This window comes from Pseudomonas sp. 2848 (genome assembly GCF_003253945.1).
GTDB lineage: Bacteria > Pseudomonadota > Gammaproteobacteria > Pseudomonadales > Pseudomonadaceae > Aquipseudomonas.
The window spans coordinates 18,883-32,123 of the sequence record NZ_QKZD01000018.1; the positions used below are offsets into that span (position 1 = coordinate 18,883).

Below are 13,241 nucleotides of genomic sequence, written 5' to 3' on the forward strand. Positions count from 1 at the left end.
CCTTGGTTTTGTAGGGCAATTCGACATAGCGCGGCGACTATGCCGCAACAGGCGCTGAGTGTCCAGTTCCCGGCAATAGCCAGCACGATGTCCGAGATTCACGCAAAGTATGTGACCGGATGATTAACTTTGGTCACTCGCCAGCGGATTTTTCAGAGGCTGCGGGAAGTTATAGACCGAGTTGGCCGCGCACGCGCGCCACAACCTGGGCAAAATCGCCGGCGTTTATCTCGCCAATCACCCGATCGCTGGTCATTTCGCTGCCGTTCGCCGCAAAGAACATTAACGCGGGCGGGCCGAACAGGCGGTAGCGGTCGAGCAGGGCGCGCTGTTCGACATTGCTTTCGGTGATGTCGAAGCGCAGCAGGCGGAAGGCGCCGAGTTGCGCCTCGACCTGCGGCGCGTTGAGCACCTCGTGCTCGATCACCTTGCAGCTGATGCACCAGTCGGCGTACCAGTCGAGCAACACTGGCTGGCCGGCGGCCTTGGCTTCGGCCAGGGCGGCGTCGAGGGCGGCGGGGCGGGTGATGGTCTGCCAGGCGTCGGCCTTGGCCGCTGCGGGGCTGCCGGCCACGGTGGGTGGCGGCAGCGGGCGCAGTGGGTCGCCCTGGCCGCTAAGGGCGCCATACCAGCAGGCCAGCGCATAGACCAACAGCGCCAGGCCAAGCAGTTGCGCCAGGCGCTGGCGTGGGGTCTTGACCACGAATTCCAGGGCGCCGAGGAACAACGCCACGCCGGCGGCCAACAGGCCGATCAGCAGCAGGGTGACGGGCCCCGGCAGCACGCGGCTGAGCAGGCCGATGGCCAGGCCCAGCAGCAGCACGCCGATGGCGTTCTTCACCGTGTTCATCCACGGCCCGCTCTTGGGCAGCCAAGCGGCGCCACCGGTGGCGACCAGCAACAGCGGTGCGCCCATGCCCAGGCCCAGGGCAAACAGTTTCAGGGCGCCGCCCAGCGCGTCGCCGCTGGCGCTGATGTACAGCAGCGCGCCGGCCAGCGGCGCCGACACGCACGGTGAGACCAGCAGGCTGGACAGCACGCCGAGCACCGCGGCGCCCAGCAGCGAGCCACCCTTGGTGCGGTGGGCGAGGCTGTCCAGGCGGCTGCTCAAAGCCTGCGGCAGCTTGAGGTCGAACAGGCCGAACATGGCCAGGGCGAACAGCACGAAGAATGCGGCGAACGGCACCAGCACCCAGGCCGACTGCAGGCGCGCCTGCAGGTTCAGGCCGGCGCCGAACAGGCCCATCAAGGCGCCGAGCACGGCGAAGCTCGCCGCCATCGGCAGCACGTAGGCCAGCGACAGCGACAGCCCGCGCAGGCCGCCGACCTGGCCGCGCAGCACCACCCCGGAGAGGATCGGCAGCATCGGCAGCACGCACGGGGTGAAGGTCAGGCCGACACCGGCAAGGAAGAACAGCAGCAGCGACTTCCAGGTCCAGCCCTGTTCGGCGCTTGCCGGCAGCGGGGCGCCTTGGCCATCGATGCTCAACCGCTCGGTTTCCGGCGGATAGCACAGGCCCTTGTCGGCGCAGCCCTGGTAACCCACCAGCAGGGTGAAGGCGCGCGCGTCGTTGCGCGGCAGTTCGATGTCGAGTACGCCGTGGTACACCTCGACATCGCCGAAGAACTCGTCGTGCTTGGCCTCGCCCTGGGGGATGTTCGGCGCGCCGAGCTTGATGTCCGCAGGCTCGGTGCGGAACTGGAAGCGGTGGCGGTAGAGGTAATAGCCGTCGGTGGCGACGAAGCGCAGCTTGACGGTCTGGGCGTCGGCCTCGATCAGGCTGAGCTTGAAGGCTTCGTGCACCGGCAGGAAGTCGGCGCTGTTGGACGCGGCGCCGAGGGTGGCGCTGGGGCGGTTGTCGAGCAGGCCGCTGGCGAACGCAGGGCTGGCCAGCAGCAGGAACAACAGGAAAAACAGGCGGCGCATGGCGGACTCGCGAGGTGGAACGTGGCGGCATGATAGCGGACTTGGCAGGGCTATGGGCCATCGTGGGGCAAGCCCCGCGATGCTTTCAAAGCCGGAACGCCCGCACCGCCGTGTTCAACTCACCGCCCAGCTTGAGCAACTGCTCGCCCTGCTCACGCCCTTCGCCAATACGCTGCAGGTTGTCCTCGCCCAGCTCGTGGATCCTCTCGCTGTGATCACGAATCTCGCTCACCGCCCCGGTCTGCTGCGCGGTCACATCGGCGATGCGCACCGCGGTGTCGGAAATGGTGCGGATGGCGCTGACGATCGCGTCCAACGCGCCATCGGCCGACTGTGCCTGGTTGGCCGTGGCCTCGGCGTGCTCCAGCTGGGTGCGCATGCCGTCCACCGAATCGCGGGCGGCTTGCTGCAGGCGGTCGATCAGCGCCTGGATCTCGCCGGTGGCGCCAGTGGTGCGCTGCGCCAGCGAGCGCACTTCGTCGGCCACCACGGCGAAGCCTCGGCCCATCTCGCCGGCCCGGGCCGCTTCGATGGCGGCGTTGAGCGCCAGCAGGTTGGTCTGCTCGGCAATCGCGCGGATCACCGTGAGCACGCCACCGATGGTCGCCGACTCTTCCGCCAGTTGCTCGATCATCCGGGCGTTGCCTTGCACCTCGTCGACCAGCGCGCGCAGGCCGGACAGGCTCTGGCCGATCACCGTCTGGCCCTGCTCCACGGCCCGGCCGGCGTCGCGGCTGGCCTCGGCGGCGGAGCTGGCATCGCCGGCCACCTGCTGGATGGTCGCCTCCAGCTCGCCCAGGGCGTCGCGGATCTGCGCCGTGTCGCCGGCCTGGCGTTCGGCGCCGTCGTGCAGGGCGCTGCTCATGCCGGCCAGGGCATGGCTGCTGCGGGCTACCTGTTCGGCGTTGTGACGGATGGTGCCGACCAGCTCCACCAGGTACTGGCGCAGGCGGTTCAGCGATTCCTGGATATCGTGCAACTCGCGGTTGGTGCGGCCCAGGGCGATGGGTTGGGCGAAGTCGCCCTCGGCCCAGCGCGACAGCGCCGGCGCCAGGCTGGTGAGGGTGCGTGCCAGGCGACGCTGCAGGGTATCGATGAGCAGGGCGATCAGCAGGATCAGGCCGATCATCAGGCCCTGGATCAGCCGTACCTCGCCAGCGATGGTGGCGTGCAGGCCGCGAACCTCGGGCTCGAGGCCGGCGATGGCCTGCTGCACCGCCTCCAGGCGCTCACCGGTGCTGGCGGCCAGGGTGGCGCGGCGCTCGATTTGCTCGCGGGTACGTTGCAGTTCGGCAGGGTAGCGGCCGAGCAGGCTGTGCAGCTCGCGTTTCAGGCCTACGGCGACGTCTTCCTGCTCGGCGCTGGCTTGCGACTCCAGGCCCATCATCGCGGCGAAGTCATCGGCATTGGATTCGGCGGCGCGGGTCACCCCCAGCAGTGGCATGCCGTCGATGGCCTGGGCCTGGGCGGCGATCTGCTGCAGTTCGCGGTCCACTTCGTCGGCCAGTTCGGCGCGGCCGCTGCTGACCAGCTTGTCGCGGGCCAGGGACAGGCGGCCCAGGTGCAGCGAGGCTTCCAGCAGCGGCGTCAGGTAACGACTGGCGTCGGCGTTGCCGCTGTCACGGGCATAGCCGGCCAGTTGCTCGAGGTTCGCCCCCAGCTCCCGTTCGGCTTGCAGCAGCAAGGCCTGGGGATCGCCGGCCAGCTTGCCGGCGGCGAGCAGTTCGTTGGCGGTGAAGCCCTGCAGGCTGTCCAGGCTCGGGCGCAGCTTGGCCGACAGGGGCTCAGGCCAGTCGGCCAGGGCTGCCTGCAATTGCGTGTTGGCCTCCATGGCCGCCGCGTGGCGCAGGGCGTCGCCGCTGCCCAGGTAGGCCTGGATGTTGCGCGCGGCGTCGTTCTGGAACTGCTGGGACAGGCCCAGGTAGCGCTCCATCAATTGATAGGGACGTTCCAGGGCGCGTTGCGACCACCACAGGGTCGCGCCCAGGGCGATACACACGGTCACCAGCAACAGGGTGTTGAAATTGGTCAGCCACTTCAGGCGCATAGCCGCGAACTTCCTGCGGAGGGGGAGTGGAGAAGTCGGGCCTGAAGTTATTGCGATTTTGTGACGAGGTGATGACGACGGCGGGTTGGCGCCATAAAAAAAGTGGCACAGTGCCGGTATTGGTGCCTGGTCCATCGCGGGGCAAGCCCGCTCCCACGAGTCATGCGCCATTCTGCGCAAATGGAGCAAGCCAATTGCAGGCGTCCAGGCATCGCACGTGGGAGCGAGCTTGCCCCGCGATGAGCTAAGGCTCGACCCGCACCACGCAGTTGCGCCCGGCATGCTTGGCGCGGTACAGCGCCTCGTCCGCGGCGCTGGCCATGGTCAGCGCGTCGAGTTGCTCGTCCAACTGCACCACCCCGGCGCTGAAGGTGCATTGCAGGTCGTGGGGCTGGGCCGGGTAATGGATCTCGGCAAAGCGCCGACGGATTTCGTCGAGCACCCTGTGCGCCGCTTCCAGTCCGGTATTGGGCATGACGATGGCGAATTCCTCGCCACCGTAGCGGCCGATGAAGTCGGTCTTGCGCAACCGCTGCTTGAGGAACAGCGCCAGGCTCTTGATCACCCGGTCGCCCATGGGGTGGCCGTGGCGGTCGTTGATCTTCTTGAAGTGGTCGATGTCGAGCATGGCGAAGCTAAGGGGCTGCACTTCGCGGCGGGCGCGGAAGCTGCAGTCCTCGAGCAATTGCAGGATGTGGGTGTGGTTGTACAGCCCGGTGAGGCTGTCGCGCACCATCCGCGCCTTGAGGTGGCGGGCGCGGGCGGCGCGGTTGCGCACGGTGGTCACCAGGTGCCGCGAGCGGATCGGCTTGGTGAGGAAGTCGTCGCCGCCCTCGCTCATGGCGTCGAGCTGCTTGTCCAGGTCGTCCTCGGCCGACAGGTAGATGATCGGCACGCTGACGTAGCGGTCGTTGTGGCGGATCACCTTGGCCAGTTCCGGGCCGGTGCACGCGGGCATGTACATGTCGAGGATGATCAGGTCGGGCTGGAAGTCCGCCAGCTCGCTCATGGTGCGGATCGGCTCGGTGAGGGTGCGGGTGATGATCCCGGCGCTGTTGAGCGTTCGCTCGGTGTGCAGGGCCTGGGCCCGGGAGTCGTCGATCACCAGCACGCGGAACGGGTCGTACTGGGTGGCGCTGGTCAGCAGTTCGAGCTTCTCCAGCAGGCTGGAGGCGTCCAGGGTGCCGGTGAGGAACTCCTGGCCGCCGGCACGCACTGCGGCCAGGCGGGTCGGGGTGTCGGTTTCATGCAGGCTGAAGAACAGCAGCGGTACCGGTTGTTCCAGGCCCTGCTGCGCCTGGGCCGCCAGTTGCAGGCCGATGCCGGCGCCAGTGAAGTCGACGTCCATGACGATCGCCGACGGCAGGCGCTCGCTCATCGACGCCTGGAACGCCTCGGCGCTGCACAGCGCCTGCACGGTGAGGCCGAAGAACTCCAGTTGCTGGGCCAGGCGCTCGGCGCGGTCGTGGTCCTGCAGCACGATGTACACCGGTTTGCGCAGCGGCGGCAGGGGCACATTGTCGAGCTGGTCGCCCTTGCGCAGGCCGGTGCGCGACAGGCGCTGCATCAGGCGGTTGAGTTCGCTGATCAGTTCCGAGTTCAGGCGTGCGCTGTTGGCTTCGATGGCGCGCAGGGTCTGGCCGATGGCCGTTGACAGGCTGCCATGCTCGGGCTGCTCGAAGCGTTCGGCATAGCGCTGCAGGCGCAGGTTGGCCTCGCACAGCTCGCCCAGGTCGCCGCTGGACCACTCGCCACGCTGCAGGCGCTGCCAGATCTCGAGGATCTGCCGAGCCTGGTGGATCACCCGCTGGGCAAAATGCTGCTTGAGGCGTTCGTGGCTCGGCTCGGCTGGCTGGGTCATGTCCTGACTACTTATGAGTGGGAGGGTGCAGGTTCAATGATGGCTCTATGCTAGCACCGCTTTTCCGACAAGCGAGTGCCTCGGGTCAACAAAGTGTTAAGGGACCGTAATTCAGTTGCTGACCTGTTGGTCGCTTATACGAATGGCGGCGTCTGCTTTATAGTGCTGTCACCTGGGTTTGTCGTGGCACCCTGGCCGAGGCCTGTGGTCCAAACCCTGAACCGTTCGTGACTGATTAAGGACAATGCCATGCTGGATTGGAAAAACCGCGAGGCCAAGGCCGAGCCCCGCGAGCGGGTCGAAACCCGCGGCGCCGCTACCCGTAGCTACGTTGGCGGCCTCTGGAGCCGTGCCCTGGGCACCCTGATCGGCCTCTACCTGCTGGTGTGCATCGGCCTGGGCTGGTACTGGAGCCAGGAGCCCGAGCTGTTCCCGGTGCAGCAGAACGCCCAGGCCGCCGCCGAGCGCAACGGCCAGCAGATGGTGGTCGGCTACACCACCATCGAAACCCTCAAGACCGTCGCCGGCACCCTGCTCGACAAGCCGGGTGGCTACATTTCCAACGACCGTTTCCCGCCAGGGCTGTGGATGGACAACATGCCGAGCTGGGAATACGGCGTGCTGGTCCAGGTGCGTGACCTGTCCCGCGCCTTGCGCAAGGACTTCGCCCGTTCGCAGTCGCAATCGACCGAGGATGCCGACCTGGCCAAGGCCGAACCGCGCTTCAACTTCGACAACAAAAGCTGGATCCTGCCGTCGAGCGAGTCGGAGTTCGAAGAGGGCATCAAGTCGCTGAACCGCTACCAGGTGCGCCTGGCCAAGGGCGACCAGGGCGCGATCTTCTACACCCGCGCCGACAACCTGAACAACTGGCTGGGTGACGTCGCTACCCGCCTGGGCTCGCTGTCGCAGCGCCTGTCGGCCAGTGTCGGCCGGGTCAAGCTCAACAACACCCTGAAGACCGAGTCCGTGGCCCCGGGCCAGGCGCCACAGGTCGACGAGGAAGTGGTCGAGACCCCATGGCTGCAGATCGACAACGTGTTCTACGAAGCCCGTGGCCAGGCTTGGGCGCTGTCGCACCTGCTGCGCGCCATCGAGGTCGATTTCGCCGACGTGCTGGCGAAGAAGAACGCCACGGTCAGCGTGCGGCAGATCATCCGCGAGCTGGAAGCCTCGCAGGAAGCGCTGTGGAGCCCGATGGTGCTCAACGGCAGCGGCTTCGGCATGTGGGCCAACCACTCGCTGGTGATGGCAAACTACATCTCCCGTGCCAACGCCGCGGTCATCGACCTGCGCCAACTGCTGTCCCAGGGCTGAGATGCCGGTCAATCCTGCCGAGGTCGCGCACCGCGCGGCCTCCGACGCCGAGCTGGTGGCCTGGGTCGATGAGCATGACCAATTGCTCGGCGCCCTGCCACGGGCCGAATTGCGTGAGCGTGGCCTGATCGGGCGCTGTACCTTCATCCTGCTGTTCAACAGCGCGGGCGACCTGTGCGTGCACCGGCGGACCCTGAGCAAGGCGCTGTATCCCGGTTACTGGGATGTGGCGGCGGGGGGGATGGTCGGGGTGCAGGAGTCCTATGCCGAATCGGCGGCCCGGGAGCTTGCGGAGGAGCTGGGGGTGAGCGGCGTCGAGCTGCGCTTCCATGAAACCTTCCCTCTCGACCTGCCGGGCAACCGCTTATGGTGCGCGGTATTCTCGGCTGTTTGGGACGGAGCGTTGCGGCTGCAACCCGAGGAGGTGAGTGAGGCACGCTTTATCAAGCTTGCCCGGCTGGAGCTCGACTTTTGCAGGTCGCAACTCTGTCCCGATTCGCTGTTGGCGCTTGAGCGCTACATGGCCGGCATTCAACCCTAGGCGCCTTGGTCGATCAGCCCCAGGCGCGGCACCTTGGTACCCGGCCGAAGCAAGGCACCGGGTGCTATAACGGCGTTTGCGCCGATTTTGCAGATGTCGCCGATCAGTGCGCCGAATTTGCTGACTTGCGTTTCTATCACCCCGTCGCCGTGGCGAATTATGATGGGCGCGCCGTCCAACTCATTGCGATAATTGGCGATGATGGCGCCGGCTTCGACGTTGACGTTCGCTCCGATCAACGAGTCGCCGACAAAATTGAAGTGTGCCAGTTTGCTGCCGTCGAGAATGAAGCTGCTTTTCACTTCGCAGCTTGGGCCGACGATGCACTGGCGGCCGAGGTAAACCCCGTCCCGCAGGTAGGCCCCCGCAGCGACAAAGCAATCCGCGCCGATAATGATCGGGCCTTTCAGCACTGCACCTGGCTCGATGGTTGCAGTCTCATGGATCGCGCAATCGCCTTGGCGCCGGAAGCCTGGCGGCAGCGTGCCAAGCAATGCCCGAACCTGATTCTGACTGTCCTGGGTCAATTGCCAGGGGAGTGGCAGGCTCAGTCCCAGTTGCTGCCAACGGGCAATGAAGTCGCTGATGGCGGGAATCTTCATGGACGGCTCTCCTACATGGGCTTGGTGAAGGCCGTTACTATGAGGGTTGCTCCAAGCGTTGCCATTAGTGAATCGTTACCGGGTATTGAATCAAGGTGCCTGAAGGGCGGCTCTCGCGTCGAGTCTCGGACCAGGTTGTCGCGCTATGGTGAGCCAGGTCGCAAAACATTCGTAAAATGGCGCAATCCTGTACTTAGCAACAGCCAGATTTATCGTTACACTGCGCGCCCTTTTCGGGCTGCCGCACAACCTTGCGGCAGTAGCGCCGCCCCTGCCAGAGTGGGGCATCGCGGTCGGCTCCCGCCGACCAGTTTTTTGTCCTCGGCACAGAGGAACAAAAGTGGCCAAGAAAGCTTCTTCCTTTTCCGCCCTGGGCGGTCTCGTCTTTTCCACCGATGCCGGTCGGCACTGTCCCGACTGCAGCAAACCGGTGGACGACTGTATCTGCAAGCAGCAGGTCATCCCCGAGGGGGATGGCATTGCCCGCGTGCGCCGTGAAAGCAAAGGCCGTGGCGGCAAGACGGTGACCACCATCACGGGCGTCCCCCTGGCCCTGGAACCGCTCAAGGAGCTCGCCAGCACGCTCAAGCGTCGCTGCGGCACCGGCGGCGCGCTCAAGGATGGGGTCATTGAAATCCAGGGCGATCACGTCGAGCTGTTGCTCGCCGAGCTGATCAAGCAGGGTTTCAAGGCGAAGAAATCCGGCGGCTGAGTGCAGCCGCGCGATTTTTTGCCCAGCGCTTTCTAAACTCGTTCCCGTGGGCAGGGTCTATGCCTGACACGGAAGAATCGTCATTTTCAGTATTTACACTGCCAGCGCCCCGAGGTGGGGCAGTGTTTCGACTTTTCATACAGGGGACTTGAATGTCCGTACGACGCACACGCAAAGACGATGGTAGCCAGTGGACCGTGGCCGACAGCCGCAGTGTTTATGGCATCCGCCATTGGGGCGCAGGTTATTTCGCCATCAATGACGCCGGGCGCGTCGAAGTGCGCCCCAACGGCCCGGACAGCGCGCCGATCGACCTCTTCGAACAGGTCCAGGAACTGCGCCAGAGCGGTCTGTCACTGCCGCTGCTGGTGCGTTTCCCCGACATCCTGCAGGACCGCGTGCGCCAGCTGACCGGCGCCTTCGACGCCAACATCGCGCGTCTGGAGTACCAGAGCCAGTACACCGCGCTGTACCCGATCAAGGTCAACCAGCAGGAAGCGGTGGTCGAGAACATCATCGCCACCCAGAACGTCTCCATCGGCCTGGAAGCCGGCTCAAAGCCCGAGCTGCTGGCTGTGCTGGCGCTGGCGCCGAAGGGCGGCACCATCGTCTGCAACGGCTACAAGGACCGCGAATTCATCCGTCTGGCGCTGATGGGCCAGAAGCTCGGCCACAACGTGTTCATCGTGATCGAGAAGGAGTCCGAGGTCGCCTTGGTGATCGAAGAGGCCGCGGAGCTCAAGGTCAAGCCACAGGTCGGCCTGCGCGTGCGCCTGTCGTCGCTGGCGTCGAGCAAGTGGGCCGACACTGGCGGCGAGAAATCCAAGTTCGGCCTGTCCGCCGCCCAGCTGATCTCCGTGGTGCAGCGTTTCCGTGACGCCGGGCTCGACCAGGGCATCCGCCTGCTGCACTTCCACATGGGCTCGCAGATCGCCAACCTGGCCGACTACCAGCACGGCTTCAAGGAAGCCATCCGCTACTACGGCGAATTGCGCGCCCTGGGCCTGCCGGTCGATCACATCGATGTCGGTGGCGGCCTGGGCGTCGACTACGACGGCACCCACTCGCGCAACGCCAGCTCGATCAACTACGACATGGACGACTATGCCGGCGTGGTGGTCGGGATGCTCAAGGAGTTCTGCGACGCGCAGGGCCTGCCGCACCCGCACATCTTCTCCGAGAGCGGCCGCTCGCTCACCGCTCACCACGCCATGCTGGTGATCCAGGTGACCGACGTCGAGAGCCACAACGACGAAGTGCCGACCATCGAAAACAAGGAAAGCCTGCCCGAGACCGTGCAGTGGTTGGCCGACCTGCTCGGCCCGACCGATATCGAGATGGTTACCGAGACCTACTGGCGCGCCACCCACTACATGGGCGACGTGGCCGCGCAGTACGCCGACGGCAAGCTGACCCTGGCCGAGAAGGCCCTGGCCGAGCAGTGCTACTTCGCCGTGTGCCGTCGCCTGCACAACTCGCTCAAGGCCCGCCAGCGCTCGCACCGCCAGGTGCTGGACGAACTCAACGACAAGCTGGCCGACAAGTACATCTGCAATTTCTCGGTGTTCCAGAGCCTGCCCGACACCTGGGCCATCGGCCAGGTACTGCCGATCATCCCGTTGCACCGCCTGGACGAAGAGCCGCTGCGCCGCGCCGTGCTGCAGGACCTGACCTGCGACTCCGACGGCAAGATCAACCAGTACGTCGACGAGCAGAGCATCGAGACCAGCATGCCGGTGCACGCGGTCAAGGAAGGCGAGGACTACTTGCTCGGCGTGTTCCTGGTCGGCGCCTACCAGGAGATCCTCGGCGACATGCACAACCTGTTCGGTGACACCGACTCGGTGAACATCTACCAGAACGCCGATGGCAGCGTGTACCACGCCGGTATCGAGACCCACGACACCATCGAGGACATGCTGCGCTACGTGCACCTGTCGCCGGAGGAGTTGATGACCCACTACCGCGACAAGGTCGCCAGCGCCAGGATCACCGCCCGCGAGCGTACCCAGTACCTCGACGCGCTGCGCCTGGGGCTGACCCGCTCCTCGTACCTGTCGTCCTGATCGTGCCGGGCCCGCCGCGCGGCCCTTTGGCATAGGTGCCGCCGCGCGGCCCTCTGGCACACGGCTGTCGCTACGGGTTATCACCTGTGGCGGCAGCCTTCAGGCGGCGCCGCCCAAGCGTTCGACAAGCAAGGCGGCGTAGCCAGGCAACGCGCTGAAGTCCCGCGAGCACAGCAGCAAGCGGCGCTTCGCCCAGGCTTCCTGCAAGGCGACCCAGCGCAGCGGCAAGCTGTGCTCCCAGCGTCGCACCGAGGTCAACGGCACCACGGCCACCCCCGCGCCACCTCCGACCATCCTGATCACCCCGTCGAATCCTTCGGCGCGTACGCGCACCTGCATTCGTCTCCCCAGGCGCAAGGCCTGTTCCTCCAGATGCAGCGCCAAGGCGCTGTCGGCACCCAGCCCCACATGCCCATGGGCCAGGCTGGCGTTGAAGTCTGCCCGGTCGCTGGCCGCCAGTGGGTGCTCGCGTGGCATCACCAGCACCAGCGGATCGTCGCGAAACGGTCGCGTCTGCAGGGTTGCGCAGGGCGCGGCATTCGAGACGATGCCCAGGTCCGCCATGCCCTGGCTGATTGCCTGGACGATATGCAGGCTGGGCAGTTCCTGGATATCCACGCTTACCCCCGGGTGCTCGGCCAGGTAGCCGGCCAGCAGCTCCGGCAGGTACTCGGTCAACGCCGCCGTGTTGCACAGCAGGCGCACCTGGCCTTGCAGGCCCTGTGCATAGTGCCCGAGGTCGAATTGCAGGCGCTCGACCTGCTGCGCGATCAGCCGCGCATGCTGCAGCAGGGCTTGGCCGGCGGGCGTGGGCAGCACGCCGCGGCGGTTGCGTTCGAGCAAGGGTATGCCCAGCGAGGCTTCCATGGCGCGAATGCGCGCACTGGCGGCCGGCAGCGAGAGGTGGCTGCGCCGGGCGCCAGCGGTGATGTTGCCGCTTTCGAGGGTGTGCTGGAACAGCTTGAGGTCGATCAGGTCGAAATGCATCTGCCTCTGTCCTGGCAAGAGTCTGCCTGAGTATATGGCAGATTTTCAGCGTGCTGGCCGCACGGCAGGATGGCGGTCATGAATACCTTCCTGGCGTTTTATCAGAACATCGGTCCGGCGCTGTCATTGCTGGTGATCCTGACCTTCTTCCTGGCCGGCGCGGTCAAGGGTGTCATCGGCCTCGGGTTGCCGACCGTTGCCATGGGCTTGCTTGGCCTGGCTATGCCTCCGGCACAGGCAGCGGCGCTGCTGATCGTGCCATCGACCTTGACCAACCTCTGGCAGCTGGCGGCCGGCGGCCATCTGTTCGCGCTGCTGCGCCGCCTGGGCGGGATGCTGGCGATGATCTTTATCGGCACCCTGCTGGGCAGCGCCTGGCTGGGAATCGACAGCGGTCCGTGGGCGGCCCATGGCCTGGGCGCCGCGTTGCTGGTCTATGCCCTCTATGGGCTGGTCGGCCCAGGGCTGCGCGTGGCCCCGGCCAGGGAGCCCTGGCTGGGGCCGCTCTGCGGGTTGCTCACGGGTGGGGTGACGGCCGCCACCGGCGTGTTCGTCATGCCCGCGGTGCCCTACCTGCAGGGCCTGGGCCTGAGCCGCGACGAGCTGGTCCAGGCGCTGGGCCTGTCGTTCACCGTCTCGACCCTGGCCCTGGCGGTCGGCCTGGCCGGGCAGGATGCCCTGGGTGGCCAAGCCCTGGGGGCTTCACTGCTGGTGTTGGCGCCGGCGTTGCTGGGCATGTTCGCCGGCCAGTGGCTGCGCGGACGGATCGGCGCAGCGCTGTTCAAGCGCTGCTTCTTCATCGGCCTTGCGCTGCTGGGCGGGCACCTGCTGGTCAACGGCTAGCGGACGAAGCGCTGAGCATGTCGATCATCTGGATGTCGAAATCGCGCTCCAGGTAATCCATGCGTTTATCGAAGAATGCACGCATATGCGGCAGTGCCGAATGCACGTCCAGCGCGTCCTTGTTTGCCCATACCTCGAAAAACACGAACAGGGTCGGGTCTGCCTTGTCGCGCAGCATGTGGTACTCGATGCAACCCGGCTCCTGGCGGCTCGGCTCTACGTAGGGACGGAACAGCTGTTCGAAGGCCTCGGCCTGCTCCGGGCGGGTCTTGGCTTTAAGGATGAAGGCGTACTGTTCGCTCATGGGTAGGTTCTCTGTGAGGGGGAGTGGGCAGAGT

At 66.0% G+C, this 13,241-nt stretch carries 11 protein-coding genes; 5 read left to right on the plus strand and 6 right to left on the minus strand.

Annotated elements, in window-relative coordinates; genetic code table 11:
* Positions 1–169 precede the first annotated feature (169 nt).
* The 3 genes from DFS21_RS24815 to DFS21_RS24825 form a co-directional block, all read right to left on the minus strand.
* A complete protein-coding gene (locus DFS21_RS24815) occupies positions 170–1,927 on the minus strand; it encodes a protein-disulfide reductase DsbD (RefSeq protein WP_111533335.1) in 1,758 nt (585 codons plus the stop codon).
* 85 nt (positions 1,928–2,012) lie between these two features.
* Positions 2,013–4,256: a methyl-accepting chemotaxis protein gene (locus DFS21_RS24820; protein WP_371926944.1), complete on the minus strand. Its 2,244-nt coding sequence runs from the start codon at positions 4,254–4,256 to the stop codon at positions 2,013–2,015.
* The gene (locus tag DFS21_RS24825) at positions 4,219–5,835 is read right to left on the minus strand and encodes a diguanylate cyclase (protein ID WP_111533339.1); all 1,617 of its coding nucleotides are present in this window, start codon (positions 5,833–5,835) and stop codon (positions 4,219–4,221) included. The genes DFS21_RS24820 and DFS21_RS24825 overlap by 38 nt, the downstream gene beginning before the upstream one ends.
* A gap of 249 nt (positions 5,836–6,084) precedes the next feature.
* Between DFS21_RS24825 and DFS21_RS24830 the strand changes: the two genes are divergently transcribed.
* Both DFS21_RS24830 and DFS21_RS24835 read left to right on the plus strand, forming a co-directional pair.
* Complete coding sequence (locus tag DFS21_RS24830; protein ID WP_102684474.1) at positions 6,085–7,152, plus strand: DUF2333 family protein; 1,068 nt, start codon at positions 6,085–6,087, stop codon at positions 7,150–7,152.
* A gap of 1 nt (position 7,153) precedes the next feature.
* Positions 7,154–7,693: an NUDIX hydrolase gene (locus DFS21_RS24835; RefSeq protein WP_110703721.1), complete on the plus strand. Its 540-nt coding sequence runs from the start codon at positions 7,154–7,156 to the stop codon at positions 7,691–7,693.
* Here the strand turns inward: DFS21_RS24835 and DFS21_RS24840 are convergent.
* Positions 7,690–8,295, minus strand: a complete 606-nt coding sequence (locus DFS21_RS24840) for a DapH/DapD/GlmU-related protein (protein WP_110703723.1) — start codon at positions 8,293–8,295, stop codon at positions 7,690–7,692. The genes DFS21_RS24835 and DFS21_RS24840 overlap by 4 nt on opposite strands.
* A gap of 340 nt (positions 8,296–8,635) precedes the next feature.
* On the opposite strand from DFS21_RS24840, the gene DFS21_RS24845 reads away from it, so the two are divergent.
* A complete protein-coding gene (locus DFS21_RS24845; protein WP_023631654.1) occupies positions 8,636–9,007 on the plus strand; it encodes a translation initiation factor Sui1 in 372 nt (123 codons plus the stop codon).
* A gap of 152 nt (positions 9,008–9,159) precedes the next feature.
* On the plus strand, positions 9,160–11,073 hold the full coding sequence (speA, locus tag DFS21_RS24850) for an arginine decarboxylase (protein WP_023631655.1): 1,914 nt from the start codon (positions 9,160–9,162) through the stop codon (positions 11,071–11,073).
* Positions 11,074–11,172: 99 nt separating this feature from the next.
* On the opposite strand, the gene DFS21_RS24855 is transcribed toward speA, so the two are convergent.
* Complete coding sequence (locus tag DFS21_RS24855) at positions 11,173–12,060, minus strand: LysR substrate-binding domain-containing protein (protein ID WP_110703725.1); 888 nt, start codon at positions 12,058–12,060, stop codon at positions 11,173–11,175.
* Between the two features lie 78 nt (positions 12,061–12,138).
* Here DFS21_RS24855 and DFS21_RS24860 point away from each other — a divergent pair, with 78 nt between their 5' ends.
* Entirely contained in the window at positions 12,139–12,903 is a 765-nt protein-coding gene (locus tag DFS21_RS24860) for a sulfite exporter TauE/SafE family protein (protein ID WP_111533341.1), read from the plus strand.
* Here the strand turns inward: DFS21_RS24860 and DFS21_RS24865 are convergent.
* Positions 12,893–13,207 carry a putative quinol monooxygenase gene (locus DFS21_RS24865; RefSeq protein ID WP_111533343.1) on the minus strand — a complete coding sequence of 105 codons (315 nt, stop codon included), beginning with the start codon at positions 13,205–13,207 and terminating at the stop codon, positions 12,893–12,895. The two genes, DFS21_RS24860 and DFS21_RS24865, sit on opposite strands and share 11 nt — an antisense overlap.
* Positions 13,208–13,241 lie beyond the last annotated feature (34 nt).

What these genes read in the sequence shown, in the direction of transcription:
- DFS21_RS24830 (WP_102684474.1), top strand. Translation starts at nt 6,085, where the DNA reads ATGCTGGATTGGAAAAACCGCGAGGCCAAGGCCGAGCCCCGCGAGCGG.
- DFS21_RS24840 (WP_110703723.1), bottom strand. Translation starts at nt 8,295, where the DNA reads ATGAAGATTCCCGCCATCAGCGACTTCATTGCCCGTTGGCAGCAACTG.
- DFS21_RS24860 (WP_111533341.1), top strand. Translation starts at nt 12,139, where the DNA reads ATGAATACCTTCCTGGCGTTTTATCAGAACATCGGTCCGGCGCTGTCA.
- DFS21_RS24855 (WP_110703725.1), bottom strand. Translation starts at nt 12,060, where the DNA reads ATGCATTTCGACCTGATCGACCTCAAGCTGTTCCAGCACACCCTCGAA.
- DFS21_RS24835 (WP_110703721.1), top strand. Translation starts at nt 7,154, where the DNA reads ATGCCGGTCAATCCTGCCGAGGTCGCGCACCGCGCGGCCTCCGACGCC.
- speA (WP_023631655.1), top strand. Translation starts at nt 9,160, where the DNA reads ATGTCCGTACGACGCACACGCAAAGACGATGGTAGCCAGTGGACCGTG.
- DFS21_RS24825 (WP_111533339.1), bottom strand. Translation starts at nt 5,835, where the DNA reads ATGACCCAGCCAGCCGAGCCGAGCCACGAACGCCTCAAGCAGCATTTT.
- DFS21_RS24820 (WP_371926944.1), bottom strand. Translation starts at nt 4,256, where the DNA reads ATGCCGGGCGCAACTGCGTGGTGCGGGTCGAGCCTTAGCTCATCGCGG.
- DFS21_RS24865 (WP_111533343.1), bottom strand. Translation starts at nt 13,207, where the DNA reads ATGAGCGAACAGTACGCCTTCATCCTTAAAGCCAAGACCCGCCCGGAG.
- DFS21_RS24815 (WP_111533335.1), bottom strand. Translation starts at nt 1,927, where the DNA reads ATGCGCCGCCTGTTTTTCCTGTTGTTCCTGCTGCTGGCCAGCCCTGCG.